Source organism: Devosia sp. Z11_6 (assembly GCF_058133665.1).
Genome location: NZ_JBYUNQ010000009.1, coordinates 87,137 through 109,819, shown reverse-complemented (window position 1 = coordinate 109,819; position 22,683 = coordinate 87,137). Strand labels below are relative to the sequence as shown.

17 protein-coding genes are annotated in these 22,683 nt (G+C 62.2%); 6 read left to right on the top strand and 11 right to left on the bottom strand.

Going from position 1 to position 22,683, the window contains the following annotated elements; all coding sequences use genetic code 11:
• Positions 1–30 precede the first annotated feature (30 nt).
• From AC3YMN_RS18670 to AC3YMN_RS18660, 3 genes are all read right to left on the bottom strand, one after another.
• A complete protein-coding gene (locus AC3YMN_RS18670) occupies positions 31–1,272 on the bottom strand; it encodes an MFS transporter (protein ID WP_489891189.1) in 1,242 nt (413 codons plus the stop codon).
• Between the two features lie 1,005 nt (positions 1,273–2,277).
• Positions 2,278–2,565, bottom strand: coding sequence for a GIY-YIG nuclease family protein (locus AC3YMN_RS18665; RefSeq protein ID WP_489891188.1), 288 nt, complete (start codon positions 2,563–2,565; stop codon positions 2,278–2,280).
• Positions 2,566–3,039: 474 nt separating this feature from the next.
• Positions 3,040–6,759 carry a vitamin B12-dependent ribonucleotide reductase gene (locus tag AC3YMN_RS18660; protein ID WP_489891187.1) on the bottom strand — a complete coding sequence of 1,240 codons (3,720 nt, stop codon included), beginning with the start codon at positions 6,757–6,759 and terminating at the stop codon, positions 3,040–3,042.
• A 466-nt stretch (positions 6,760–7,225) separates the two neighbouring features.
• Between AC3YMN_RS18660 and AC3YMN_RS18655 the strand changes: the two genes are divergently transcribed.
• The 3 genes from AC3YMN_RS18655 to AC3YMN_RS18645 all read left to right on the top strand — a co-directional run bounded on the left by AC3YMN_RS18655 (position 7,226) and on the right by AC3YMN_RS18645 (position 8,644).
• Positions 7,226–7,609: an NADH:ubiquinone oxidoreductase subunit NDUFA12 gene (locus tag AC3YMN_RS18655; protein WP_489891186.1), complete on the top strand. Its 384-nt coding sequence runs from the start codon at positions 7,226–7,228 to the stop codon at positions 7,607–7,609.
• A gap of 9 nt (positions 7,610–7,618) precedes the next feature.
• Positions 7,619–8,053: a DUF2155 domain-containing protein gene (locus AC3YMN_RS18650; RefSeq protein ID WP_489891185.1), complete on the top strand. Its 435-nt coding sequence runs from the start codon at positions 7,619–7,621 to the stop codon at positions 8,051–8,053.
• A gap of 93 nt (positions 8,054–8,146) precedes the next feature.
• Positions 8,147–8,644 carry a GyrI-like domain-containing protein gene (locus AC3YMN_RS18645; RefSeq protein WP_489891184.1) on the top strand — a complete coding sequence of 166 codons (498 nt, stop codon included), beginning with the start codon at positions 8,147–8,149 and terminating at the stop codon, positions 8,642–8,644.
• On the opposite strand, the gene AC3YMN_RS18640 is transcribed toward AC3YMN_RS18645, so the two are convergent.
• The 7 genes from AC3YMN_RS18640 to AC3YMN_RS18610 all read right to left on the bottom strand — a co-directional run bounded on the left by AC3YMN_RS18640 (position 8,634) and on the right by AC3YMN_RS18610 (position 13,929).
• Positions 8,634–8,996, bottom strand: coding sequence for an SPW repeat domain-containing protein (locus tag AC3YMN_RS18640; RefSeq protein ID WP_489891183.1), 363 nt, complete (start codon positions 8,994–8,996; stop codon positions 8,634–8,636). The two genes, AC3YMN_RS18645 and AC3YMN_RS18640, sit on opposite strands and share 11 nt — an antisense overlap.
• 106 nt (positions 8,997–9,102) lie before the next feature.
• Positions 9,103–9,879: an APH(3') family aminoglycoside O-phosphotransferase gene (locus tag AC3YMN_RS18635; RefSeq protein ID WP_489891182.1), complete on the bottom strand. Its 777-nt coding sequence runs from the start codon at positions 9,877–9,879 to the stop codon at positions 9,103–9,105.
• The gene (gene aat, locus AC3YMN_RS18630) at positions 9,876–10,508 is read right to left on the bottom strand and encodes a leucyl/phenylalanyl-tRNA--protein transferase (protein ID WP_489891181.1); all 633 of its coding nucleotides are present in this window, start codon (positions 10,506–10,508) and stop codon (positions 9,876–9,878) included. The genes AC3YMN_RS18635 and aat overlap by 4 nt, the downstream gene beginning before the upstream one ends.
• 152 nt (positions 10,509–10,660) lie before the next feature.
• Positions 10,661–12,007 (bottom strand): acetyl-CoA carboxylase biotin carboxylase subunit, encoded by a 1,347-nt coding sequence (gene accC, locus AC3YMN_RS18625; protein ID WP_127753207.1) that lies wholly within the window; start codon positions 12,005–12,007, stop codon positions 10,661–10,663.
• 11 nt (positions 12,008–12,018) lie between these two features.
• Entirely contained in the window at positions 12,019–12,507 is a 489-nt protein-coding gene (gene accB, locus AC3YMN_RS18620; RefSeq protein WP_127753206.1) for an acetyl-CoA carboxylase biotin carboxyl carrier protein, read from the bottom strand.
• A gap of 37 nt (positions 12,508–12,544) precedes the next feature.
• Entirely contained in the window at positions 12,545–12,979 is a 435-nt protein-coding gene (aroQ, locus tag AC3YMN_RS18615) for a type II 3-dehydroquinate dehydratase (RefSeq protein WP_127753205.1), read from the bottom strand.
• A gap of 80 nt (positions 12,980–13,059) precedes the next feature.
• A complete protein-coding gene (locus tag AC3YMN_RS18610; protein ID WP_172123422.1) occupies positions 13,060–13,929 on the bottom strand; it encodes a DsbA family protein in 870 nt (289 codons plus the stop codon).
• Between the two features lie 145 nt (positions 13,930–14,074).
• Here AC3YMN_RS18610 and AC3YMN_RS18605 point away from each other — a divergent pair, with 145 nt between their 5' ends.
• Positions 14,075–15,220, top strand: a complete 1,146-nt coding sequence (locus AC3YMN_RS18605) for a pyridoxal phosphate-dependent aminotransferase (protein ID WP_489891180.1) — start codon at positions 14,075–14,077, stop codon at positions 15,218–15,220.
• A 70-nt stretch (positions 15,221–15,290) separates the two neighbouring features.
• On the opposite strand, the gene AC3YMN_RS18600 is transcribed toward AC3YMN_RS18605, so the two are convergent.
• On the bottom strand, positions 15,291–18,194 hold the full coding sequence (locus AC3YMN_RS18600) for an Rne/Rng family ribonuclease (protein WP_489891179.1): 2,904 nt from the start codon (positions 18,192–18,194) through the stop codon (positions 15,291–15,293).
• Between the two features lie 611 nt (positions 18,195–18,805).
• On the opposite strand from AC3YMN_RS18600, the gene AC3YMN_RS18595 reads away from it, so the two are divergent.
• Positions 18,806–20,056: an N-acetylmuramoyl-L-alanine amidase gene (locus AC3YMN_RS18595; RefSeq protein WP_489891178.1), complete on the top strand. Its 1,251-nt coding sequence runs from the start codon at positions 18,806–18,808 to the stop codon at positions 20,054–20,056.
• Positions 20,057–20,180: 124 nt separating this feature from the next.
• Positions 20,181–22,682, top strand: a complete 2,502-nt coding sequence (locus AC3YMN_RS18590; protein WP_489891177.1) for a penicillin-binding protein 1A — start codon at positions 20,181–20,183, stop codon at positions 22,680–22,682.
• The last annotated feature ends 1 nt before the right edge of the window (position 22,683 follow it).

Here is a 22,683-nt window from a genome sequence, read left to right as displayed (position 1 = left end):
GGGACTTACTCGACCTTCTGATGAGCTTTTCTAGTTTGCCGGTTTTCCCGGCGCCTCAGCGTCGGCATGGAGGGGCGCGACCACCGGGGTAGTCTGGGGGATGGGTCGAAATATGGCCTGGTCGCTGGCTTGCGGGGACGGTCGGATCCGGGTGCGCCAGATGCCAAAGCCGCCAGCTGCGAGACCCATGGCAGCGGAAAAGATGAAGAGCCCATCGGGTCCGAACAGCGACATGCTGAACGATGCGATCAGCGGGCCGAGGATCGAACCCACGGAATTGAGCAGGATCAGCCCGCCGCTCGCCGCCACCAGATCGGCCCTGGCGACGTGGTCGTTGGCGTGGCCAAGGCAGAGCGGATAGATGCTGAAAGAAATGCCGCCAAACAGCAGGGTAGAAAGCAGGAACATCCAGCTGCCATAGCCGGAGGTGAGCATGGCAATGCTCAAGAGCGCCAGGGCCCCGCATACACCGATGATGATGGTGCGTCGGTCGAAGGCGTCGGAGAGTTTGCCGAGGGGAAATTGCAACAGCACGCCCCCGGCGATCAGCAGGGTCATGAAGGTTGCCGTCCCGGTCATGCCGAGGCCCGTCGAGGCCGCATAGACGGGCGCGAGGCCATAGATAGCCCCGATCACCCCGCCGCTGAGGAACACACCAACCAACCCCAGTGGAGAGGCTTGGTAGAGGGCGCGCAGGCTGAAGGAGCTGACATCGGGCAGCGACGGCGGCGCCGAGCGGGTCAGGCAGACCGGCACCAGCGACAGCGATAGCAGGATCGAGATGATCATGAACAGCAGTGGGCTGCCGGTGGCGTTTAGGTTCAGCAATTGCTGGCCTGCAGCCATCGCCGCATAAAGCGTGACCATATAGGACGACACGATGAGGCCGCGCGTCTTGTTGCTGGCTTCGGCATTGAGCCAGCTTTCGATGCACATATAGATGCCCGCGAGGCACACGCCTTCGGCAAAGCGCAATGCCGCCCACAGGATGAGATTATCCGACAGGGCATGGCCGAGCGCGGCGGCGGAATAAACCGAGGCGAATGCCGCGAAGGCGCGGATATGGCCGGCCTGCTTGATGAAACGGAAGCACTGCAGCGAGCCAAAGGTGAGGCCGGCAAAGAACGCGGCCGTCACGGCGCCCACGGCGAGCGAGCTTGCCCCGGAATTGGTCATGCGCAGGCCAATCAGGGTGCTGAGCGCCCCATTGCCCAGCATGAGGATGGCGACGCTGGCCAGCACCGGCAGGATTGGGCGAATGGATCGCAGCATGTGTTTCTCCGGCCCTTGTGCTAATGTTAAAACCCGGAACCGCAGAAGCGGTCCCAAGCCAGACCGGCTCGCGACCAGTTGGTTGATGCCGTGCGGCCTCGCCCGAGTAAGCGGAACCAGGTGAGGATTATTCGCAATCCAGCCGGCATCCTGCTGTTCGATGGCCTTGGTGCTGCCGGCACCATTGTTTCACCGCAGGGAGCGCGATAGCAGCGATTTTCAGCAGCTTTGCGGCAGCGAGGTTTTCGGCAAGGAAGCTGCTATTGGCAACCGGCACAATGCGGTTGACCGGGAAACCAGCGGCCGCACCCCCGATCCCGATCATGGAGGTGATGACGACCCTGGAGGGCGCCAGCATCAGTGTCTGGTTGAGCCGGGCCGTGACGGTACGCAGTGCGAGGGCGGCTGGACCTCGATCGGCATCTGCCAGGGGGTCGAGCCAAAGGCCTCGCAGGCCCCATCGGCTGTTGGATGCGCCTGAAGCCGCACTGGCCATGGGCCGTGCGGGTATGGGAAGGCGGGCATCGCAGCGAGGGCTGCGACATGGGGCGAAGTTCGCCTCGGTGCCGGTCGTCCGGCGGGAAGTAGAAGGTGAAGCAAGCTTCGCCCCATGCTCTATCGGAGACTCTTCGGTGAGGACCGTCCGTGGCTAGACCCGTGCCAAACGCCAGAAGCCCTGGAGCTTCATTGGACCGGGGGATGAAATCGGTCCCGGATCATCCTCGTCCCGAAGGAGCTTGGGCGACCCCAAACCCATCCGATATCCCCGCACCGACCGTTCGTCGCGACCGCGCAGCTTGTCCGGGAACTAGGGGGATTGTGCCTGAGGTTTTCGGGGGCGGGGATAAGTTTTTGGGGGTGGTGATGGCCGCCCTCGTGGTTCGAGGCTGCGCTCCGCTTCGCACCTCACCATGAGGGCTTCGGATGGATCTGGTCGGTTGCGGGACCTCGATGAGCCCTCATCCTGAGGTGCCGCGCAGCAGCCTCGCAGGGCGAGGGCGGCAATCACCGCTCCTTGCGGCTGGCCAGAGCAGGCAGTGCCTCATAATCATAGCTGATCAGCGCTTCCTTCTTGCGCCGGCTCCAGCCCTTGATCTGCCGCTCGCGCTCGATGGCATCGACGATCCGCTCATAGGTTTCGGTGAACACCAGTTCCACGGGGCGGCGGCTTTTGGTGTAGCCTACAGTGAGCCCCTCATTGTGTTCCCAAACCCGCTGCTCGACCGGCTTTTTAGTGAGGCCGGTGTAAAAGGAGCCATCCGAGCAGCGCAGCAGGTAAACGGTGACTTCCATGATGCCCTCCGGAGCCTGATGCTGGGGCGGAAACGGGGTGGGTGCAAGGGGCTTGCGCGGCCATTACCAAGGCGTGTTGGGCTTGCTGAAATCGCGGTGGGTGCTATGGACGGCATGGGGGCTGCGCCCTCGTGGTTCGAGGCTGCGCTGCGCTTCGCGCCTCACCATGAGGGCTAGGGGGCGGTAATGCTGGGTGGGAGATCGGTTCTGGGGGCGTCGGTTTTCCCCGCCCTTGCGGCAGCCCTCATCCTGAGGTGCCGCGTAGCGGCCTCGAGGGACAGGGCGGCTGCAGGGTGAACCTGCAGTTTGGATTCCAACTCAGATTGCCTCCACGCGAGCCGCACAGGTGGTTGCGCGGATCAAAGGTCGAGGTTGCCGCCTCGGCCTTTTTGATTCTTAGGAAATGAGTCTCGTTTTGATCTCCTTACGAGATTGGCCCGACCGGAGGAGGTCGGGCCAATCAATCGCGTTAGTTTAACTACAACCAGTCGTCGTCCCGCAGGTATCACACTTCAAACATGTGCCGTTCCGCACCATCGTGAAGTTGTGGCACTCGGTGCATTGGTCGCCGGTATAGCCTTTCATCTGGGCTTCGGCGCGGAGCACGCCCGTGTCCTTGGACGGGGGCGGGGTTGGGATGGGGTGGAGCTCGGCGGCGTTGAGGGCCGTCGGGGTGGGATCGATCTTGAGGGCCGTGGCCGAGCGCAGCGTGGTTACCGTCGAGGTGGAGGCTGCCGGCGCCGCGTAGTGCGCGGCCTGGGCGGTGGGGACCAGCATCAGCGAGGCGTTCTGCGTGCGGCCACGGGTCATGCCGCGGGACACGAACTTTTCGGCTGGAACCGGTGCCGGGCTGGCGGAAGCGGAGGGGCGCGCATGGTGTTCCTCATCAACGCCACCTGAAAGCGAGGTGGGGCTGTCGGGGTTCACATGGGCCAGGTCGTCGCGGTCGAGATAGGAAACGGCGAGTTCGCGGAACACGTAATCGAGGATCGAGGTCGCGTTCTTGATCCGGTCATTGCCCATGACCATGCCGGCGGGCTCGAAGCGGGTAAAGGTGAAGGCCTCCACATATTCGTCCAGCGGCACGCCATATTGCAGGCCCAGCGAAATGGCGATGGCGAAGTTGTTCATCATGGCGCGGAAGGCAGCGCCTTCCTTGTGCATGTCGATGAAGATTTCGCCCAAACGACCATCGTCATATTCGCCGGTGCGCACATAAACCTTGTGGCCACCGACCACGGCTTTCTGGGTGTAGCCCTTGCGGCGATCGGGCATCTTTTCGCGCGAGCGCACTTCCACTTCGCGCTCAATGATGCGCTCGACGATCTTTTCGGCGATCGCGGGGACGCGGGCATCGGCGTTCATGGCGACAAGGTTCTCGACGTGATCCTCGTCCTCATCCTCGTCGGCAGCGGCGAGCACGGAGGAGTTGAGCGGCTGGGAGAGCTTGGAGCCATCGCGGTAGAGCGCATTGGCCTTGAGCGCCAGGCGCCAGGACAGCATGTAAGCCTGCTTGGCGTCCTCCACGGTCGCGTCATTGGGCATGTTGATGGTCTTGGAAATGGCGCCCGAGATAAAGGGCTGGGCGGCCGCCATCATCAGGATATGCGATTCCACCGACAGGTAGCGCTTGCCGATCTTGCCACAGGGGGTGGCGCAATCGAACACGGGCAGATGCTCGTCCTTGAGGTGCGGCGCGCCTTCGAGGGTCATGGCACCGCAAACATGGATATTGGCGGCCTCGATGTCCTTTTTGGAAAAACCAAGGAAGGGCAGCAGCTCGAACGAGAAATCGTTCATCTGCTCTTCGGTGACGCCGAGCGACTTGAGGAAATCGACACCCAGGGTCCACTGGTTGAAGATGAACTTGATGTCGAAGGCAGATGCGGTCGCAGCGTTGAGCGCGGCGATCTTGTCATCGGTGAAACCCTTGGCGCGCAGCGTCGATGGGTTGACGCCCGGTGCCTGGTTCAAATTGCCGTGGCCCACGGCATAGGCTTCCATTTCGGCAATCTGGGATTCGGAATAGCCAAGGGTGCGCAGGGCCGGGGGCACGGCACGGTTGATGATCTTGAAGTAGCCGCCGCCGGCGAGCTTCTTGAACTTTACGAGGGCGAAATCGGGCTCGATGCCGGTGGTGTCGCAATCCATGACAAGGCCGATCGTGCCGGTGGGGGCGATCACGGAAACCTGGGCATTGCGATAGCCATGGGCTTGCCCGAGTGCGAGGGCATTGTCCCAGGCGAGCTTGGCGCGTTCGCTGAGGTTCGCATCGATCAGCGAGGCATGATCGAGCGGCACCGGGGTGATGGAGAGACCCTCATAGCCCTCGGCATTGCCATGGGCGGCGTTGCGATGGTTGCGGATGACGCGCAGCATATGGGGGGCGTTGCGCTTGTAGTCCTTGAAGGGCCCGAGCTCCTTGGCCATCTCGGCCGAGGTGGCATAGGCGACGCCGGTCAGGATGGCGGTGACGGCACCGGCAATGGCCCGGCCTTCGGCGGAGTCATAGGGAATGCCCGAGGTCATCAGGAAGCCACCGATATTGGCGTAGCCGATGCCCAGCGTGCGGTATTCGAACGAGCGTTCGGCAATGGAGCGCGAGGGGAACTGCGCCATCATCACCGAAATTTCGAGCACAATGGTCCAAAGGCGGACGGTGTGCTCATAGGCCGAGGTGTTGAACGAGCTATCGGGGTTGCGATAGGGCAGCAGGTTCACCGAAGCGAGATTGCACGCGGTGTCATCGAGGAACATGTATTCCGAGCAGGGATTGGATGCGTTGATCGGACCAGCCGCGGGCGACGTGTGCCACTCATTGATGGTGGTGTGGTACTGGATGCCAGGATCGGCCGAAGCCCAGGCGGCATAGCCGACCTGTTCCCACAGATCGCGCGCCTTGAGGGTCTTGGTGACCTTGCCATCCTTGCGGGCGGTCAGGTTCCAGTCGCCATCGGTTTCGACCGCCTTGAGGAAGTCGTCGGTGACCCGGACGGAATTGTTGGAGTTCTGGCCCGACACGGTCAGGTAGGCCTCGGAATCCCAATCGGTGTCGTAGATGGGGAATTCGAGATCGGTATAGCCCTGCTTGGCGAACTGGATGACGCGGTAGATGTAGTTCTCGGGCACCAGCGCCTTTTTGGCGGCGCGCACTTCGCGCTTGAGGGCGGGGTTGAGGGTCACGTCAAAGCAATCGTCACCATTGCCTTCGCAGTTGACGCAGGCCTTCATGATGGCCTTGAGGTGCTTGGAGACGGTCTTGGAGCCGGTCACGAGCGCTGCGACCTTCTGTTCTTCCTTGACCTTCCAGTTGATGTATTCCTCGATATCGGGGTGATCGATATCGATCACCACCATCTTGGCGGCGCGACGGGTGGTGCCGCCCGACTTGATGGCGCCGGCAGCACGGTCACCGATCTTGAGGAAGCTCATCAGGCCAGAAGAACGGCCGCCGCCGGAAAGCTTTTCGCCACCGCCACGGAGCTTGGAGAAGTTGGTGCCGGTGCCCGAGCCATACTTGAACAGGCGCGCTTCACGCACCCAAAGATCCATGATGCCGTTGTCATTGACGAGGTCGTCATTGACCGACTGGATGAAGCAGGCATGCGGCTGGGGATGCTCGTAGGAGCTCCTGGACTGCACCAGCTTGTGGGTGAAGGGGTCCACGTAGAAGTGGCCCTGGCCGGGGCCGTCGATGCCATAGGCCCAGTGCAGCCCGGTGTTGAACCACTGCGGCGAGTTGGGGGCGACGCGCTGGGTCGCGAGCATGTAGCAGAGCTCGTCAAAAAAGGCGCGGGCATCGTCCTCGCTGTCGAAATAACCGCCCTTCCAGCCCCAATAGGTCCAGGTGCCGGCAAGGCGATCAAAGACTTGGCGCGAGTCCATTTCCGAGCCGAAGCGTTCGGCTTCCGGCAGCTTGGCGAGCGCGGCTTCGTCAGGGACGGAGCGCCACAGCCAGGACGGAACGGAGTTTTCCTCAACCTTCTTGAGCGCACGGGCTACGCCGGCCTTGCGGAAGTACTTCTGCGCAATAATGTCGGCAGCGACCTGGCTCCAGGTTGCGGGAATCGCGATGTTCTCGAGCTTGAAAACGACCGAGCCATCCGGGTTGCGAATCTCGCTCGTGGCGGAGCGGAATTCGATTGACGCGTAGCGGTCCTCGGCGGCGGCAGTGAAACGGCGATCGATCTTCATAATGGCCTCGATTGATGCGGTTTGAGACTGGCGAGCTTAGTGGCCAGACTCCGGTGTTGGGTCATCGATACCATCTCCCGCGAAGCTGTCGACGGGAGAAAATTCGCTAGAGCTTGTGCGTGAGCTGCTGGCACTGATCTATATATAGTACCAGCCTGTGAAAAACGAGGAAAACCGGGGGTTCGCGAAACCGTTATCAAATCGTTAATGGATGATGATAAGGACGCCGCGTTCGGGCTCGATTGAGCGAAGAGTCAGGAGTCCTAAGGGCTTACCAAAATGCCGGCTGGCTGCGACTCTGGACCGCACGGGAGTCAATGGCAAAAAATCGAGCTGTGCGGAGCAGGGGGGGCCTTGTGTTTGCCGAGCGTTCTTGTTCCCCGCACGAAACCCTAGTGTCGCCATATGCAGCATGGTAAAGGCACTGCAGCCCCAACGCGGGCACAAGACTGATGTGGAACGCCCGATGAAAGACTTTCTCCTTGAGATTTTCCGTTGGTGGCACGGCCAGACCTGGGGCACCAGGCTGTGGCTGAAGCGGCACGGCGAGTTCGTGGGAACGGACCAGTTCGGCAACCGCTACTACAAGGACAAGAAGAGCAATCGGCGCTACGTGACCTATAACGGGCCAGCCGATGCCTCGACCATTCCCCCAGGCTGGTATGGCTGGATGCACGGGCGCACGGACCTGCCGCCCACCCAAGACACCTACACCCCCCATGCCTGGGAAAAGCCGCATCAGCGCAACATGACTGGGACCGCGGAGGCTTACCGTCCCGATGGCAGCCTGCTCAAATCGGGCGAGCGTCCCCGGGTGACGGGTGACTATGAAGCCTGGTCACCTGAATAGGCCGAGACTTTGCGCTTCACTGATTTAGAGCCGCTGCGCCTTTGGCGCCGAATCGCCCTGCTCGGCACCATTCTGGTGCTCGCCGTGCCAGGGTCGGCCGTCGCCCAGCCCATCGCCAATCCGGTGGCGACCTTTGCCGGTCTCGACAAGATCACCGGGCGCATCACGCGCTTTGACGTTTATGTCGACGAAACCGTGCTGTTCGGCGCGCTCGAGATCACGCCGCGCGCCTGCTACAACCGGGCGCCAACCGAAACCCAGCAACGCACCTCCGCATTCCTGGAAGTGGACCAGCGCAGCCTGCAGGGCGTGAGCAAGCGCATTTTCACCGGCTGGATGTTTGCAGACAGCCCGGCGCTCAACGCCGTGGACCATGCGGTTTATGATGTTTGGCTGGTGGAGTGCAAAACCTCCACCGATGTACCGCCGCCGGACGCGCGCTAAGATAAAATTCCCCTGGGCTGCAATTCTTGTGGCGGGCCTGTCGGCTTGGCAGGTCCACGCGCGTCCTGTTCCTGATCAAACCAGGAGAACACGATGCTGAGCTTGCCCCAGATCGTTGAACGACCTGAACAGGCCTATGCCTATCTACCGTTCCGGGTCCGAATGGATGAGATGAAACTCCCGGCCGACCAGGGATTTCCGAAGCTGTTCGGTTTTCTAGGCGAACAGGGCATCGCCCCCAGCTCTGCGCCCTTTTACAATTATCGCCGCATCAACATGGCCGAGACCCTCGATGTCGAGGCTGGCGTGCCTGTGGCGCAGCCCGGGCAGGAGGCAGATGGCGTAAGGTTCGGCGTGTTGCCGGCGGGGCGCTATGTGACCCTGGACTGGCACGGCCACTACGATGCGCTCGAGCAGGTAACGGCCATGCTGATCGGCTGGACGAGATTGGTGGGCCTTGAGTTCGACATGGCGGACAAAGCCGACGGGGATCATTTTGCCTGTCGGCTAGAGATCTACGAGACCGATCCGAGCGAGGTCCCCAACCCGGAGGATTGGGTGACCACGCTGGCGTTCAAGCTCAAGCCCTGACAGTAGTTTCGATGCTGCTGTGGCGGGCAGTCAGCAGGGGGATCACGATCTCCATTACGCCGATCAGCACATGGGGCCACCAGATCCGATCGGCGAAACCGAACAGCCATGGCGAAGCTGCCAGAAGTAGACCGCTGGCAATGTCGAGGCCCAGATGCACCGGCATGGGGATGAGCTTGGCAATACTCAGCTCGTAGCGGGTGAGCAGGCTATAGATGAGCGCGGTAATGCCCAGGATCATCGGCACCCATTGAGCCGCCGTTCCATCGGCAAAGCCGAGAATATAGGGCGCGAGGATCAGAACAATACCGACGATATAGTCGATGACGCCATGGACGCGAGTTGGAATCATGGTCAGTTCTCCGGTTGTTTTGGCGTCAACTGGAGCGGGGGACCTAAGTTCCGCAAGCAGTGCAGCGCTTAGACCATGTTATGGCAGCTGTGCTTGTTGCTTGCCGCTAGAACAGGTTGTCGAGGGCATTGTAGTAGCGGTAGCGGACCTCGTCCCATTCGGCGCCATAGCTCTCGAGGAAAGGGGCGACATGTTCCTCGCCAATATTGTGCTGGATGCTGCGGCAGGCTAGCGCCAGGTCCTGCCAAAGATCGGCCACGCCCAACCGAGCGCAATCAACCATGCCGGAAAAGCGCCCTTCGGACGCAAGGATGTTGGGCGCGCAAGCATCGCCGTGAGTGACGATGCTGTCGCGGCTGGTGGGCCTGTTGCGGTGCAACCAGTCGAGCACAGCCCCTGCGCTCCACCCCTGCTGGTCGGGCCCGAAGTCGGTTTCGTCGACAAGGCCGGCCGCAACCCGGGCCTGCGCGGCGGCGAGGCGCTGATCGAGGCTGTGGTCGAATGGGCAGGTGCGGGGATCCAGGGCGTGCAGCCGCCGCAAGCCTTGAGCGTAGATGCGGACAAACTCGGCTTTGTCCACCATCCAATGGGTAAGGTCCTGGCCGGGCACCGCAGTCATGAGCAGCCATAGCCCGCCCTGGGTCTCATCCGTGTCGACGATGCGCGGCGCCTTGAAGCCCATGCGGGTGAGCCAGCCAAGGCGGTCGATCTCCCCAGGCAGTTCCGCCAGCGGATGGTTGGACTCGCTCTTGAGAAAAACCGCGTTGCCATCGCTGAGGGCGATGCGCCAGACCCGCGCACCGGACTTGCCGATGGTGATCGGTGTCCAGTCGCGTGCGGCCAGATCGATGAATTTCGGGGGCAGGTCTGCAGGTATGGTCATTGGCGGTCAATCGCGTGCCAGTCGCCTTGCAGGAGAAGCGCATTGCCCAAGCGCTCCTCGTAATCTGCGCGCGCAATCTCGATGCCGCCGAGCGATGCCAGGTGATCGGTGACGAACTGGGTGTCGAGCAGTGTGAAGCCGCCTGCATTGAGCCGATCCACCAGATGGGCGAGGGCCATCTTGCTGGCATTGGTGGCGCGGTGAAACATGGATTCGCCAAAGAAGGCGCCGCCGATGGCGAGGCCATAAAGGCCGCCCACCAGGTCGGGCCCATCCCAAACTTCCACGGTGTGGGCGATGCCGCGACGGAACAGTTCGCCATAAACCGAGCGGATGGTGGCGTTGATCCAGGTGCTGCGGCGATCCTTACCGACGGTGGCGCAGCCTTCGATGATGGCGGGAAAATCGGTATCAACGCGGATGGTGAAGGGGGATTTGCGGATCGCTTTGCGCAGACTGGCGGAAAGATGAAAATCATCCAGCGGAATAATGCCGCGCATTTCCGGGCTGACCCAGAACACGTCCTTGTCGGCGGCGTCCTCCGCCATGGGAAATATGCCCGCGCGATAGGCCCGGATGATCAGCTCCGGGGTGATCTCGATGCTGAACGGGTCAGGACGGCGCGGCATTTGTGTGGCTGCAACTCCTGGAGCGGTGTGCCCGCCCCCGTGGTTCGAGGTTCGTGAAGAACTCGCACCAGACCATAGCCCCTATAACAGGGCGGTAGAAAAGCCCCCATGGTCAATGCGCCACCCAGCGCCGGACCACGAGGGCTTGAAGTCTAGACCTTGTTGGCGGCGAGGTATTTTTCGAGCCAGTGGATGTCGTAGTCGCCAGCCAGGATTTCCGGCTCCTTGATCAGGCGCTGGAACAAGGGCAGGGTGGTCTTGACCCCGTCGATGACGAATTCATCGACGGCGCGGCGCAAGCGCTGCAGGCATTCCTCGCGGGTGCGGCCGTAAACAATGAGCTTGCCGATCAGCGAGTCGTAATAGGGCGGGATCTTGTAGCCCTGGTAAACGGCAGAATCGACGCGCACGCCTACGCCACCGGCCGGGTGGTAGAAGGTGATTGTGCCAGGCGAGGGAGCAAAGGTCTGCGGGTCCTCGGCATTGATCCGAACTTCGATGGCGTGGCCATAGAAGTTGATCTTGTCCTGGGTCATCGAGAGCGCCTCGCCCGAGGCAACACGGATCTGCTCATAGACGATGTCGATGCCGGTGATGCGCTCGGTGACGGGGTGCTCCACCTGAAGTCGGGTGTTCATTTCGATGAAATAGAACTCGCCGTTCTCGTAGAGGAACTCGACCGTGCCTGCGCCGGAGTATTTGAGCTTGCGCATGGCGGCGGCGCAAATCTCGCCGATCCGATCGCGTTCCTCAGGCAGGATTGTCGGGCCGCCCGCTTCTTCCCAGACCTTCTGGTGGCGGCGCTGCAGCGAGCAGTCGCGCACGCCCAGATGAACGGCGTTACCCTGACCATCGCCCAGCACCTGCACTTCGATGTGGCGCGGCTTGCCCAGGTATTTTTCCATGTAAACGGAATCATTGCCGAAAGCGGCCTTAGCCTCCGAGCGGGCCGTGGACCAGGCGACCAGAAGTTCGGCTTCGCTATGGGCGACCTTCATGCCGCGCCCGCCGCCACCGGCGGTGGCCTTGATCAGCACGGGATAGCCGATTTCGGCCGCCGTGGAGATGGCGTCCTCATCGTTCTCGACGGCGCCGGCGGAACCCGGCACAACGGGAATGCCCAGCTCAACGGCGGTCTTTTTGGCCGTAATCTTGTCGCCCATGATCTCGATATGGTGCGCGGAAGGGCCAATGAAGGTGACGTTGTGCTCGGTCAAAATCTGAGCGAAGCGAGCGTTCTCGGACAAGAAGCCATAGCCGGGGTGCACGGCATCGGCGCCGGTGATCTCGCAGGCGGCCATGATCGAGGGGATGTTGAGGTAGCTGTCCTTAGCGGCGGGGGGGCCAATGCAGACGCTTTCATCGGCCAGGCGCACATGCATGGCATTGGCATCGGCGGTGGAGTGAACCGCAACGGTCTGGATGCCCAGCTCCTTGCAGGCGCGCAGGATGCGCAGCGCGATCTCGCCGCGATTGGCGATCAGAACCTTCTGGAACACGGGGCCGTCTCCTATTCGATGACGACGAGCGGCTCGCCGTATTCCACCGGCTGCGCGTCCTGCACCAGGATGCGGACAACAGTGCCGGAGCGATGGGCGGGGATCTGGTTCATGGTTTTCATGGCTTCGATGATCAGCAGGGTCTGACCTTCGGTGACCTTGGAGCCAACTTCGGCAAAGGCGGGCTTGCCGGGTTCGGGCGAGCGGTAAGCGGTGCCGACCATAGGCGAAGTCAAGGTGCCGGGATTGGAGGCGAGGTCCTCAATCGCGGCGGGCGCAGCAGCCGGCACGGAGCCGGCAGGGGCCAGCGGAATGGCCACTGCTGGCGCAGGCGCGTATTGCGGCGGGGCTGCGTAGGTGACCGTCTCGTTGGCGTAGGACCGGGTGACGCGGACGCGGAAATCTTCTTGTTCAATCTCGATCTCGGCGAGATTTTCCTTGTTGAGGAGTTCGGCGATGGCGCGGACCAGATCCTGATCCACTTGCGATGACTTGCTCATTCTTGTTGGTCTCCCGCGCTTGCGCGTCGATCGTTGTTTACAGTTTTTCAGCCAGTGCCTGGAGCGCCAGCTTATAGCCGAGCGCTCCAAAGCCGCAAAGCACACCCACAGCAACGGCTGAGACAAAGGAATGGTGCCGGAATGGCTCACGCTGGTGAATATTGGAAAGGTGGACTTCGGCTACCGGCAAGCCGACGGCCTTGAGGGCATCGGCAATGGCCAGGCTCGTGTGCGAATAGGCGGCCGGGTTGATCAGGATGGCATCGGCCGTGGCGCGCGCGTCCTGAATCCAGGTGACCAGCTCGCCTTCATGATTGGACTGCCGGAAATCGACGCTGAGGCCGAGTTCGGTCGCCGTATCCCGGCACAGGTTCTCAATATCCTTGAGGGTATTGGAGCCGTAGATGCCGGGCTCGCGGATGCCCAGAAGATTGAGATTGGGTCCGTTGAGTACGAGTACGCGCTTAGCCATGAAGGTCGCCTTTGCACCGGCGGTTGAGGGCCGGAAGATCGTCGGTTACACGACTCGGCGGCAAAAGGCAAAAGGCGGCGTCAGCCTTCACACTGGCTTTCACCGCAAGCGCGCATGTTGCGTATGCGGCTGCGCAGCTCGTCAATGCCGATGGCGCCCGGAATGACCTCATTGCCAATGATGTAGGTGGGCGTGCCGGTGATGTTGAGCGCCTGGGCGATTTCGTAGGACGTCTTGATCGTCTGGGCGACCGTTTCCTCGTTCATCTGCAGCTCAAGGTTGACCGGGCTGAGGCCAAGATCTGCGGCGGCGGCGAGGGCTGCGGTTTTGTCCACCTGGCCGCGCGTGGTGAAGAGGGCCTCGTGGAAGCGCCAATAATCCACATCCTCCCGGCCCACCAGAACGGCGATCCGGGCGGCATCCATCGATTCGTTGGACAGGATCGGGAATTCCTTGAGCACGACGCGCAGATTGGGATCTTCCGCCAGAAGCGTGGCGAGGTCGGGCAGGGCACTGCGGCAATAACCGCAGTTGTAGTCGAAGAGCTCGACCAGGGTGACGTCGCCCTCGGGATTGCCGAGTACGACCTGGCCGGGATCGTTGAAGATGGCTTCGCGCATGCTGGCGATGGCCGTGGTGGCTTGTTCGCGCTCGGCGGTGCGCAGCTTGGTGTCGAGAGCGGTCGAGAGGCGCTGCAGGATCGTCGGGTCGCTCATCAGGTAGTTTTCAATGAGCGGGTTGAGCTGGGCAGGATCAAGCTCAGCCAGAGCGGGAGCAGCGGCAGGGACCGGTGGTGGAGTTGCGGCCTCGCGCTCGGCCAGGGCCGTTTCGACAATGGCGCGAACCGCGGCTGCATCGGTTTGTGGAGCCGGGCGGCTCCACATGGAGTAGCCCAAAGCGCCAGCCAGGACGCCGACCAGGGCAACAAGAGCAAGGGTGAGGCGAGGCATGGACGACTCCGAAGCAGGACGCTGCGCCTTTTAGCAGACACCAAGCAATATTACAGCGGCGCGTAAACGGCCCGTGGCTGGCGCATCACTTGGTTGAGAGCGCGGCCAGAACAGGATAGGCCAAACCCACAGCAGGAGCTCATTCATGTCCGACCCAGCACCAGACGGCTTGATGCCGTTCCAAGCCATGGAAATTCTCAAGCGCGCCAAAGCCATGGAGGCGACGGGCCGGACGGTGTGTCACCTCGAATTGGGCGAGCCGGGCTCGCCGCCGGCGCCGAAGGTGATCGAGGCCGTCACCAAGGCCTTGCCGCAGGCGCAGGGCTATACCAATGCAAAAGGGTTGGCGGAACTGCGCGAGGGACTGTCAGCCTATTACTCGGCCCAGCATGGTGTATCCGTAGATCCGGGCCTGATTCTCGCGAGCATGGGGTCATCGGCCGGGTTCATTCTGGCGTTTCACGCTGCTTTTCGGCCGGGGGCTCGCATTGCCATTACCCGGCCGGGCTATCCGGCCTATGTGAACACGCTGTTGGGGCTGGGGTTCGGGGTGGCTGAAATTCCGCTCACTGCTGCCAATGGCTGGCGCCTAACTGGTGCGGAGATTGCCGCCACCCATGCCGCGTCGCCCTTTGAGGGACTGCTGTTTGCGAGCCCTGCCAATCCGACAGGGGCAACGGTGGACCGGGAAGGGCTGCGCGACATCGTTGACACCTGCGCCCGGCTCGGCGTGCGGCTGATCTCGGACGAAATCTATCATGGGCTCGATTATCGCGGACCTTCGGTCAGCGCGCTGGAGCTGACGCGCGACGCTGTCGTGATCAACAGCTTTTCCAAATATTACTGCATGACGGGCTGGCGGATCGGCTGGATGGTGATGCCGGAGGACCTGATCCGGCGTACCGAAATCCTGCAGCAGAATCTGTTTATTTCGGCCCCGACGCTGAGTCAGATCGCCGCTACGGTCGCCTTGGGTGAGCGCGATTATTCGGAAGAGCAGAAAGCGGGTTATGCGGCCAATCGCGGACTGCTGCATGACGGCCTGAGCACGCTGGGCTTTGCCCTGGGCGAGCCCTCGGACGGGGCGTTCTATGCCTATGCAGGGATCGCCAAGTTCTCCAATGACTCCCTGGAGTTCTGCGAGCGGATGCTGGAAGAGGCCGGGGTGGCGATCACCCCGGGCATCGATTTCGACCGCGTCGGCGGACAGGGCTATGTGCGTCTGAGCTATGCCGGCAAACGCGAAAGCATCGAATTGGCGCTGGAGCGGATGGCCAAGGCACTCCGATGAGCGCTGAAAACGCGGTGTTTTGTCAGCCCTAGATGTGAAAAAGGCGGCCCGGGGGCCGCCTTTGTTGTTTCTAGCCAAGGCCGAGGCGGCGCTGCCACCAACCGGCTTTCTTCTTTTCAGGCTGCTTGTCCGGCTCACCCTCGGGACGAGGGGTGCTCGAGGAGACTACGACGCCTTCCTCAGGCAGTTCCTTGCGCGTCCGGCGGGTGCGGCCGGGCTCGGCTGAAGCCGAAGCTTCGGGCGCTGCCTCAGCGGCGGGCTCCGGCAGTGGCTCCGCCGGGGCGGCAAGCTCGACTTCGGCCGGGGCCTCGGTCGGTGCGTCTGTTTCCGCAACGGCGACCGGCTCAAGGCCTGGCGCTTCCGATGCCGGTACAGATGGCGCTTCCGCTGCAGCTTCGGAAGCCGGCTCGGTGGCGACAACGGGAGCCGCTTCTTGCATGGTTTCGGGCTCAGCTGCTGCAGCTTCGGCCTTGGGCTTGCGGGCGCGAGGCTTGCGCTTGGGCTTTTCGGGCGCAGCCGCAGCTTCTCCGGTCGCGACGGCAGCAGGTTCAGCGCTGGCGTCGGCCTCGGCCGGCACCGGATCGCTTTCCTCGGTCTCGATGACCTTCTTGCGACGGCCGCGCTTAGGCTTTTCGGCAGGGATTTCTGCCGCCGCTTCCGCTGTTGGCTCCACCGGCACTTCAACTGGAGTTTCAGTCAGGGTCGGCTCGCCCGTCGCGATCTCTTCCTGGGCCAGGAGGACGTCGGCGACTTCCGCAACCGCTTCCATGCTCAGTTCGGCCTCACCAGCTGGCACAGCTTCCGTGACACCGGCTTCGGCTTCCAGTTCACGCCGATTGCGGCGACCACCACGGCGGCCACGACGGCGACGCTTGCGGCGCTCTTCCTCGCTGCCCTCATCGGCCGTAAAGCCGACGGCTTCACGCACGCTCTCAGGCTCCGCCCCGGCTTCCTCGGCTTCGCTGCTTGCGGCGGAAGCGTCTTCAAGCTCGGCTTCGTCAACGGGCGCAGCCAAACGGGTCTGAGCGGGGCGACCACCATTGTCGTCGCCACGTTCACCACCGCGGCGGCGGCGACGGCGGCGCTTGCGCGAGGGCTCGCCTTCGCCAACTTCGCCAGCCGACACGGGCTGGTCTTCGACCTCGTCAGCCTCGTCCTCGATGATCTCGTCATCGGCATCGTCGATCGTGGCGGTATCGACCCGCACATGCTCGACAGCACGGGTTTCAGCATAGGCGGAAACGCGGGCTTCACCCTTCTCGATGGCGAACTGCTGGCCGGTCATCTTGCCATCGGCGGTGATGGTGATGGAGAGGTTATTGCGCTGCTCCAGCGCGGTCAGGGTTTCGCGCTTGAAGTTGAGGATGTAGAGCGCGACCTCGATGGGCAGCCGGACATTGATGGACTGGCCCTGCTTGCGCATCACATGGTCTTCGATGTGGCGCATGATCATCAGCGCCATGGATTCGGTGGAGCGCACCAGACCCGTGCCGTCGCAGATCGGGCATTTGTGGGTGGAGCTTTCCACCACGCCAAAGCGGATGCGCTGGCGGCTCATTTCCATGAGACCGAAATGGGAGATGCGGCCAACCTGGATGCGGGCGCGATCGTCCTTGAGGCAGTCCTTGAGCTTGCGCTCGACAGCCCGGTTGGATCGGTTCTCCATCATGTCGATGAAGTCGATGACAATGAGGCCGGCAAGGTCGCGCAGGCGGAGCTGGCGGGCCACTTCTTCGGCTGCTTCCAGATTGGTCTGGAGCGCGGTGTCCTCGATGTTGTGCTCCTTGGTGGAGCGCCCCGAGTTGACGTCGATGGAAACCAGCGCCTCGGTCGGGTTGATGACGAGGTAGCCGCCCGACGGCAGGGTCACGGTTGGCGAGAACATGGAATCGAGCTGCGCTTCGATGCCGTATTTAGAGAAAAGCGGCTGATCTTCCTTGTAGAGCACGACGTTCTTGGCGTGGCTCGGCATGATCATGCGCATGAAGTCGCGCGCTTCGATGAAGGCGTCCTCGCCAGCGACGAACACTTCGTCGATGTCCTTGTTGTAGAGGTCGCGAATGGTGCGCTTGATCAGCGAACCTTCTTCATAAACGAGGCAGGGAGCCTGCGACTTGAGGGTGAGCGAGCGCACCGATTCCCAAAGGCGCATCAGATATTCAAAGTCGCGCTTGACCTCGGCCTTGGTGCGCGAAGCACCGGCCGTGCGCAGGATCACGCCCATGCCCTGCGGCACTTCCAGGTCGGAGGTGATTTCCTTGAGGCGCTTACGATCCGCCGCATTGGTGATCTTGCGCGAGATGCCGCCACCGCGAGCAGTGTTTGGCATCAAAACGGAATAACGGCCGGCGAGCGACAGATAGGTGGTCAGAGCCGCGCCTTTGTTGCCGCGCTCTTCCTTGACCACCTGCACCAGCATGACCTGGCGGCGCTTGATCACTTCCTGGATCTTGTAGTGGCGGCGGTTATTGCTCGATGAGCGGCGGCGCTCCGGCACTTCCTCAAGCGCATCGGCACCGCCGACGCTTTCCACCGGCTCGTTATTGGCCGGCGCCTGCTCGATATGGCTGTCGTCGCCCTCGGCAGCGTCGGATGTTTCAGATGTTTCGCCCGCTTCTTCAGCGGGTTCGCTGACGGACTCGGGGGCTGCGCCTTCATCGGCGGCCGCCTCGTCGGAAACTTCTTCCTCCTGCTCTTCGGCGAGGAGGGCTTCGCGATCGGCAACGGGGATCTGGTAGTAATCGGGATGGATTTCGCTGAAGGCGAGGAAACCGTGACGGTTGCCGCCATATTCGACAAAGGCTGCCTGGAGCGAAGGCTCCACGCGGGTGACCTTGGCGAGATAGATATTGCCGCGCAACTGGCGGCGGGTTGCCGATTCGAAATCGAACTCTTCGATGCGGTTACCCGCAGTGACGACGATCCGCGTTTCTTCCGGGTGGATGGCATCCACCAGCATTCTCTTTGTAGCCATTATGAGCTCCGCGCACTCGCGCGCCGACAAGAGGCTGCCCAACAGGTGGCAATCTCCGAGTGGCGCAATGCGAGGCGAGTGGTTTAAGGGGGGTGGCGCGCGGGACCAGGCTGGTCGGGGCGCCGGCAGTGCAGGTCATGGCCGAAAATGGCAGCAAAGCAAAACGGCGACCGGTTTCGTCGATCACACCACGTTCTGTTCGCCTGCGGGCCATATGACCTCTTCCTTTTGGACTGAGTGGGGCAGAGCGCCGGTCCCAGCCGTCCGGTTCATCAGAACCGAAATTCATAGAGAAGCGCTGGATTTGCCGCATCTGATCGGGGTGTCAGGCGTATTCTGCGCCTGTGTCCCGAGCCCTTCCGGCTTACGTTTGCAGTGCCTTAGGGCACCGGAACCGTCATGCAGGAAGCTTGCACTTCACCTCATAGCGTGTAGGGCCGTTGCGTCCGATTAGCAACAGGAAAGTCCCAAACTGCCGAGGGGCTGATCAGCCACCTCGGACGAGCTGTTCTTGGCCATTGGGCCGAAACAGCGCATAAAGGAAATGCCGCAGAATCGCTTCAAAGCGATGGCATCTGCGCGCCTAAATTATAGATAGGGCCTGTCCGCATTTGTTTAAACCCCTCCGTGCGCTCGCGCTGTTCTGCATTCTTTCGGGAGCGTTGGGCGTAGCGCCAATTGCCAGCTTGGCGCAGGAGCCGCCGGCAACGGCAACTCCGGCCGCACCAGCAGCGCTACCCAATGTGATGGAGGTGCGCGTCAGCTCGACGCCCGAACGCGCGCGGCTCGTGGTTGACCTCGCGGGCCGGACTGACTTCGCCCTGGTCTCGCTGGGCGATCCTAACCGGCTGGCGATCGATGTGCGGGCGGCGACCTTTTCGCTCGCCGAGCCATCCGGCACGCCGGCCGGGGAAGGGCTGGTGTCGGGCTATCTGGTGGAGCAGGCGGCAGCTGACCGGGTTCGTACCACCCTGACGCTGGCTGCTCCGGCCCAAGTCCAGCAAGCCTATGTGCTCGATGCCTTCGAGGACCAGCCGGCTCGGCTGGTGGTGGACATCATTCCCGCCACGCCCGAAGAGTTCGCGGCCAATGTGGCGCGTGACATCACCGGCACCACGGAAGCGGCCCCGGCTGCGTCCACGCCTCCAGGGGGCACTGAGCTGCCGGTGGTGACGCGGCCGCTGGTGGTAATCGATCCCGGCCACGGCGGGATCGATAGCGGGGCGGAAACTCCCAACGGGGTCAAGGAAAAGGACATCGTCCTTTCTTTTGCTCTGCGGCTGCAGGAATTGCTGGTGGAATCGGGCCGGTTCGACGTGGCGTTGACGCGCGAGGACGACACCTTCCTGCGGCTTGAGGAGCGGGTGGCGTTGGCCCGGACCAACAAGGCAGATCTTTTTCTTTCCATTCACGCCGACAGTTTCCAGCAGCCCGAAATCCGTGGCGCCAGCGTTTATACACGCGACGAGAATGCCACGGACGTGCTCGACAAGGTCCTGGCGGATACCGAGAACAAGACCGATGTGATCGCCGGCTTTGCGCCCCCGCAAATGGCACCAGAGGTCGTGGATATCCTGGTTGACCTGATGCGCCGGGAAATGCGGGTGCAGTCCTATATGGCCGGGCAGGCCATCGTGCACCAGCTCGAGCCAAGCGTGGCCTTGCGGAAATTTCCGCTGCGGCAGGCCGATTTTTTCGTGCTGCAGGCGCCTGATGTTCCCTCGGTGTTGATCGAGCTGGGCTTTTTGAGCAATGCCACTGACATCGCCAATCTGATGGAGTCGGACTGGCAGGATCGGACCGCCACGGCTCTGGCGCGCGGGATTTCGACATATTTTGACAGCATAGCGCCGCCGCAGTGATGTGACTTTGAGGTGACGGCTGCGCGTCCCAATGCGGGGTTTGCGCGGTCGTGATCCTCAACACAGCTTACGTCTGCTATGATTCCTGACACATCGGGCCGCAAGCCCTGGAGACTTTTTGTATATGCTGCGCTTGCTTGGCTGGCTGTTTAGTTTTGGAATGTTCGCGGTGCTGGGGGTGCTGGCGCTCGCGGCAGTCTATCTGACCATGGTTACGGCCCAGCTGCCCGATTACACCGTGCTGAAGGACTACCAGCCGCCCGTGACGACGCGCGTTCATGCCGCCGATGGCACGCTCTTGGCTGAATATGCGCGCGAGCGCCGGCTGTTCCAGCCGATCGAGACCGTGCCGCCGCTACTGGTGAACGCGTTCCTGTCGGCCGAGGACAAGGATTTCTACCATCATGGCGGCATCGCGATCGATGGCGTGGTGCGCGCCGTGCGTGACAACCTGCTGCAAAAGCTCGATGGCGGCAGTGGCCCGATGGTGGGCGCCTCGACCATTACCCAGCAGGTGGCCAAGAATTTCCTGCTGAGCTCGGAGCAGACCTGGGACCGCAAGATCCAGGAAGCGCTGCTGGCCGTGCGCATCGAATCGACGTTCTCCAAAGATCGGATCCTCGAACTCTATCTCAACGAGATTTTCCTTGGGCTGAACTCCTATGGCGTGGCTGCAGCGGCGCTGAACTATTTCGACAAGGCACTCTACCAACTCACGCTCAGCGAAGCGGCCTATATCGCTGCCCTCCCAAAGGGCCCGAATAATTACCACCCATTCCGGCGACCCGAGGCGGCCGTACAGCGCCGGAACTGGGTAATCGATCGCATGGTCGAGAACGGCTATGTGACGCCCGAAGAAGCGACCGCCGCCAAGGCGGAGCCACTCAACGTCATTCCACGGGCGTCGGGCAGCCAGTTGTACTCGGCCGAATATTTCACCGAGGAAGTGCGTCGCGAACTGGCCAAGCTTTATGGGGAAGACCAGCTTTATGGCGGCGGCTTGTCGGTGCGCACGACGCTTGAGCCCAAGCTGCAGGAATATGCCCGCCGGGCGCTGATGGACGGGCTGATCGCGTTTGATCATTCCAAGGGATTTCGCGAGCCGGTTGCCAGCATCGAGATCGGCGAGGACTGGGGCCTGGATGTTGCCAAGATCCAGCCGCTCCGCGACGTGCCGGAGTGGCGGCTTGCCGTGGTGCTGGAGATGAATGGCAACCAGGCCAGGATCGGACTGCGACCCGCAGATGACGTTGACGGCGCCATTTCGGACGAGCGGACGGAAGCTGTGCTGTCCGGGCCCGAGATCAAGTGGGTGTCCAAGCCGCTGTCAAGCATCCTCAAGGTTGGGGATGTGGTTTATGTTTCCCCGGTCGCGGGCAAGGACGGAATTTACACGCTCGAGCAACTGCCCGAGATCGAGGGCGCATTGGTGGCAATGGACCCGCGCACCGGCCGGGTGCTCGCCATGGTGGGCGGTTTCTCGTTCGCGGAAAGCGAGTTCAACCGCGCCACCCAGGCCCTGCGCCAGCCCGGCTCCTCGTTCAAGCCGATCGTTTATGCCGCTGCGCTCGATAATGGCTATACGCCCGCATCGGTGGTGCTCGACGCACCGGTAGAAATCCGCAATTCGGATGGCTCGGTTTGGCGGCCGGAAAACTATGCGCAGCAGTTCTATGGCCCGCAAACGCTGCGGCGCGGCATCGAGCGCAGCCGGAACGTGATGACGGTTCGACTGGCCAAGGATCTCGGCATGCCGCTGGTAGCAGAATATGCGCGCCTGTTCGGCGTTTATGACTCCATGCAGCCCGTGCTCGCGATGGCGCTGGGTGCCGGCGAAACCACCGATATGCGGATGACGGCAGCTTACGCCACCATCGCCAATGGCGGCCGCAAGATCGTGCCGACGCTGATCGACCGCATCCAGGACCGTTATGGTATGACGGTTTACCGGCATGACGAGCGGGTATGCGAAGGCTGCAAGGCGCAGGCCTGGCAGGGGCAGGGCGAGCCGATCATTGTGGATAATCGTGAGCAGGTGCTCGATCCGATGACGGCCTATCAGATCACCTCGATGATGGAGGGTGTCGTGCAGCGCGGCACCGGAACGGCCGCCAAGGCGCTCAACCGTCCGGTGGCTGGCAAGACCGGCACCACCAATGACTACAAGGATGCGTGGTTTGTGGGCTTCACCCCTGAACTGGCCGTCGGAGTTTATGTTGGCTATGACCAGCCGCGTTCCATGGGCTCTTCGGTGACCGGCGGCACGTTCTCGGTCAATATCTTCACCGAATTCATGCAGAACGCCCTACGGGGCAAGCCGCCAACGCCATTCAACGTACCCTCCGGCATGGCCACGGCCTGGATCAATCCGAACTCCGGCGTCGAGGCCTATCAGGGTGAATCGGCTATTCTCGAGGCCTTCAAGCCTGGCAGCGGCCCCAATCTGATGACCTCGGTCATCGGCATCGAAAGTGGCGGCTATAACACGGCCCAAAGCCAGCAGCCGCAGCCGGGTTATGAGGCTTATCGGCAACCTTATTCGGGTGGCTTCCAGGATTCCCCCGCCCAGGCAATGCCCAGCGGTCGCTTCCAGGAGTATGAGGCACCGCAATCCCTGTCGGAGTAGC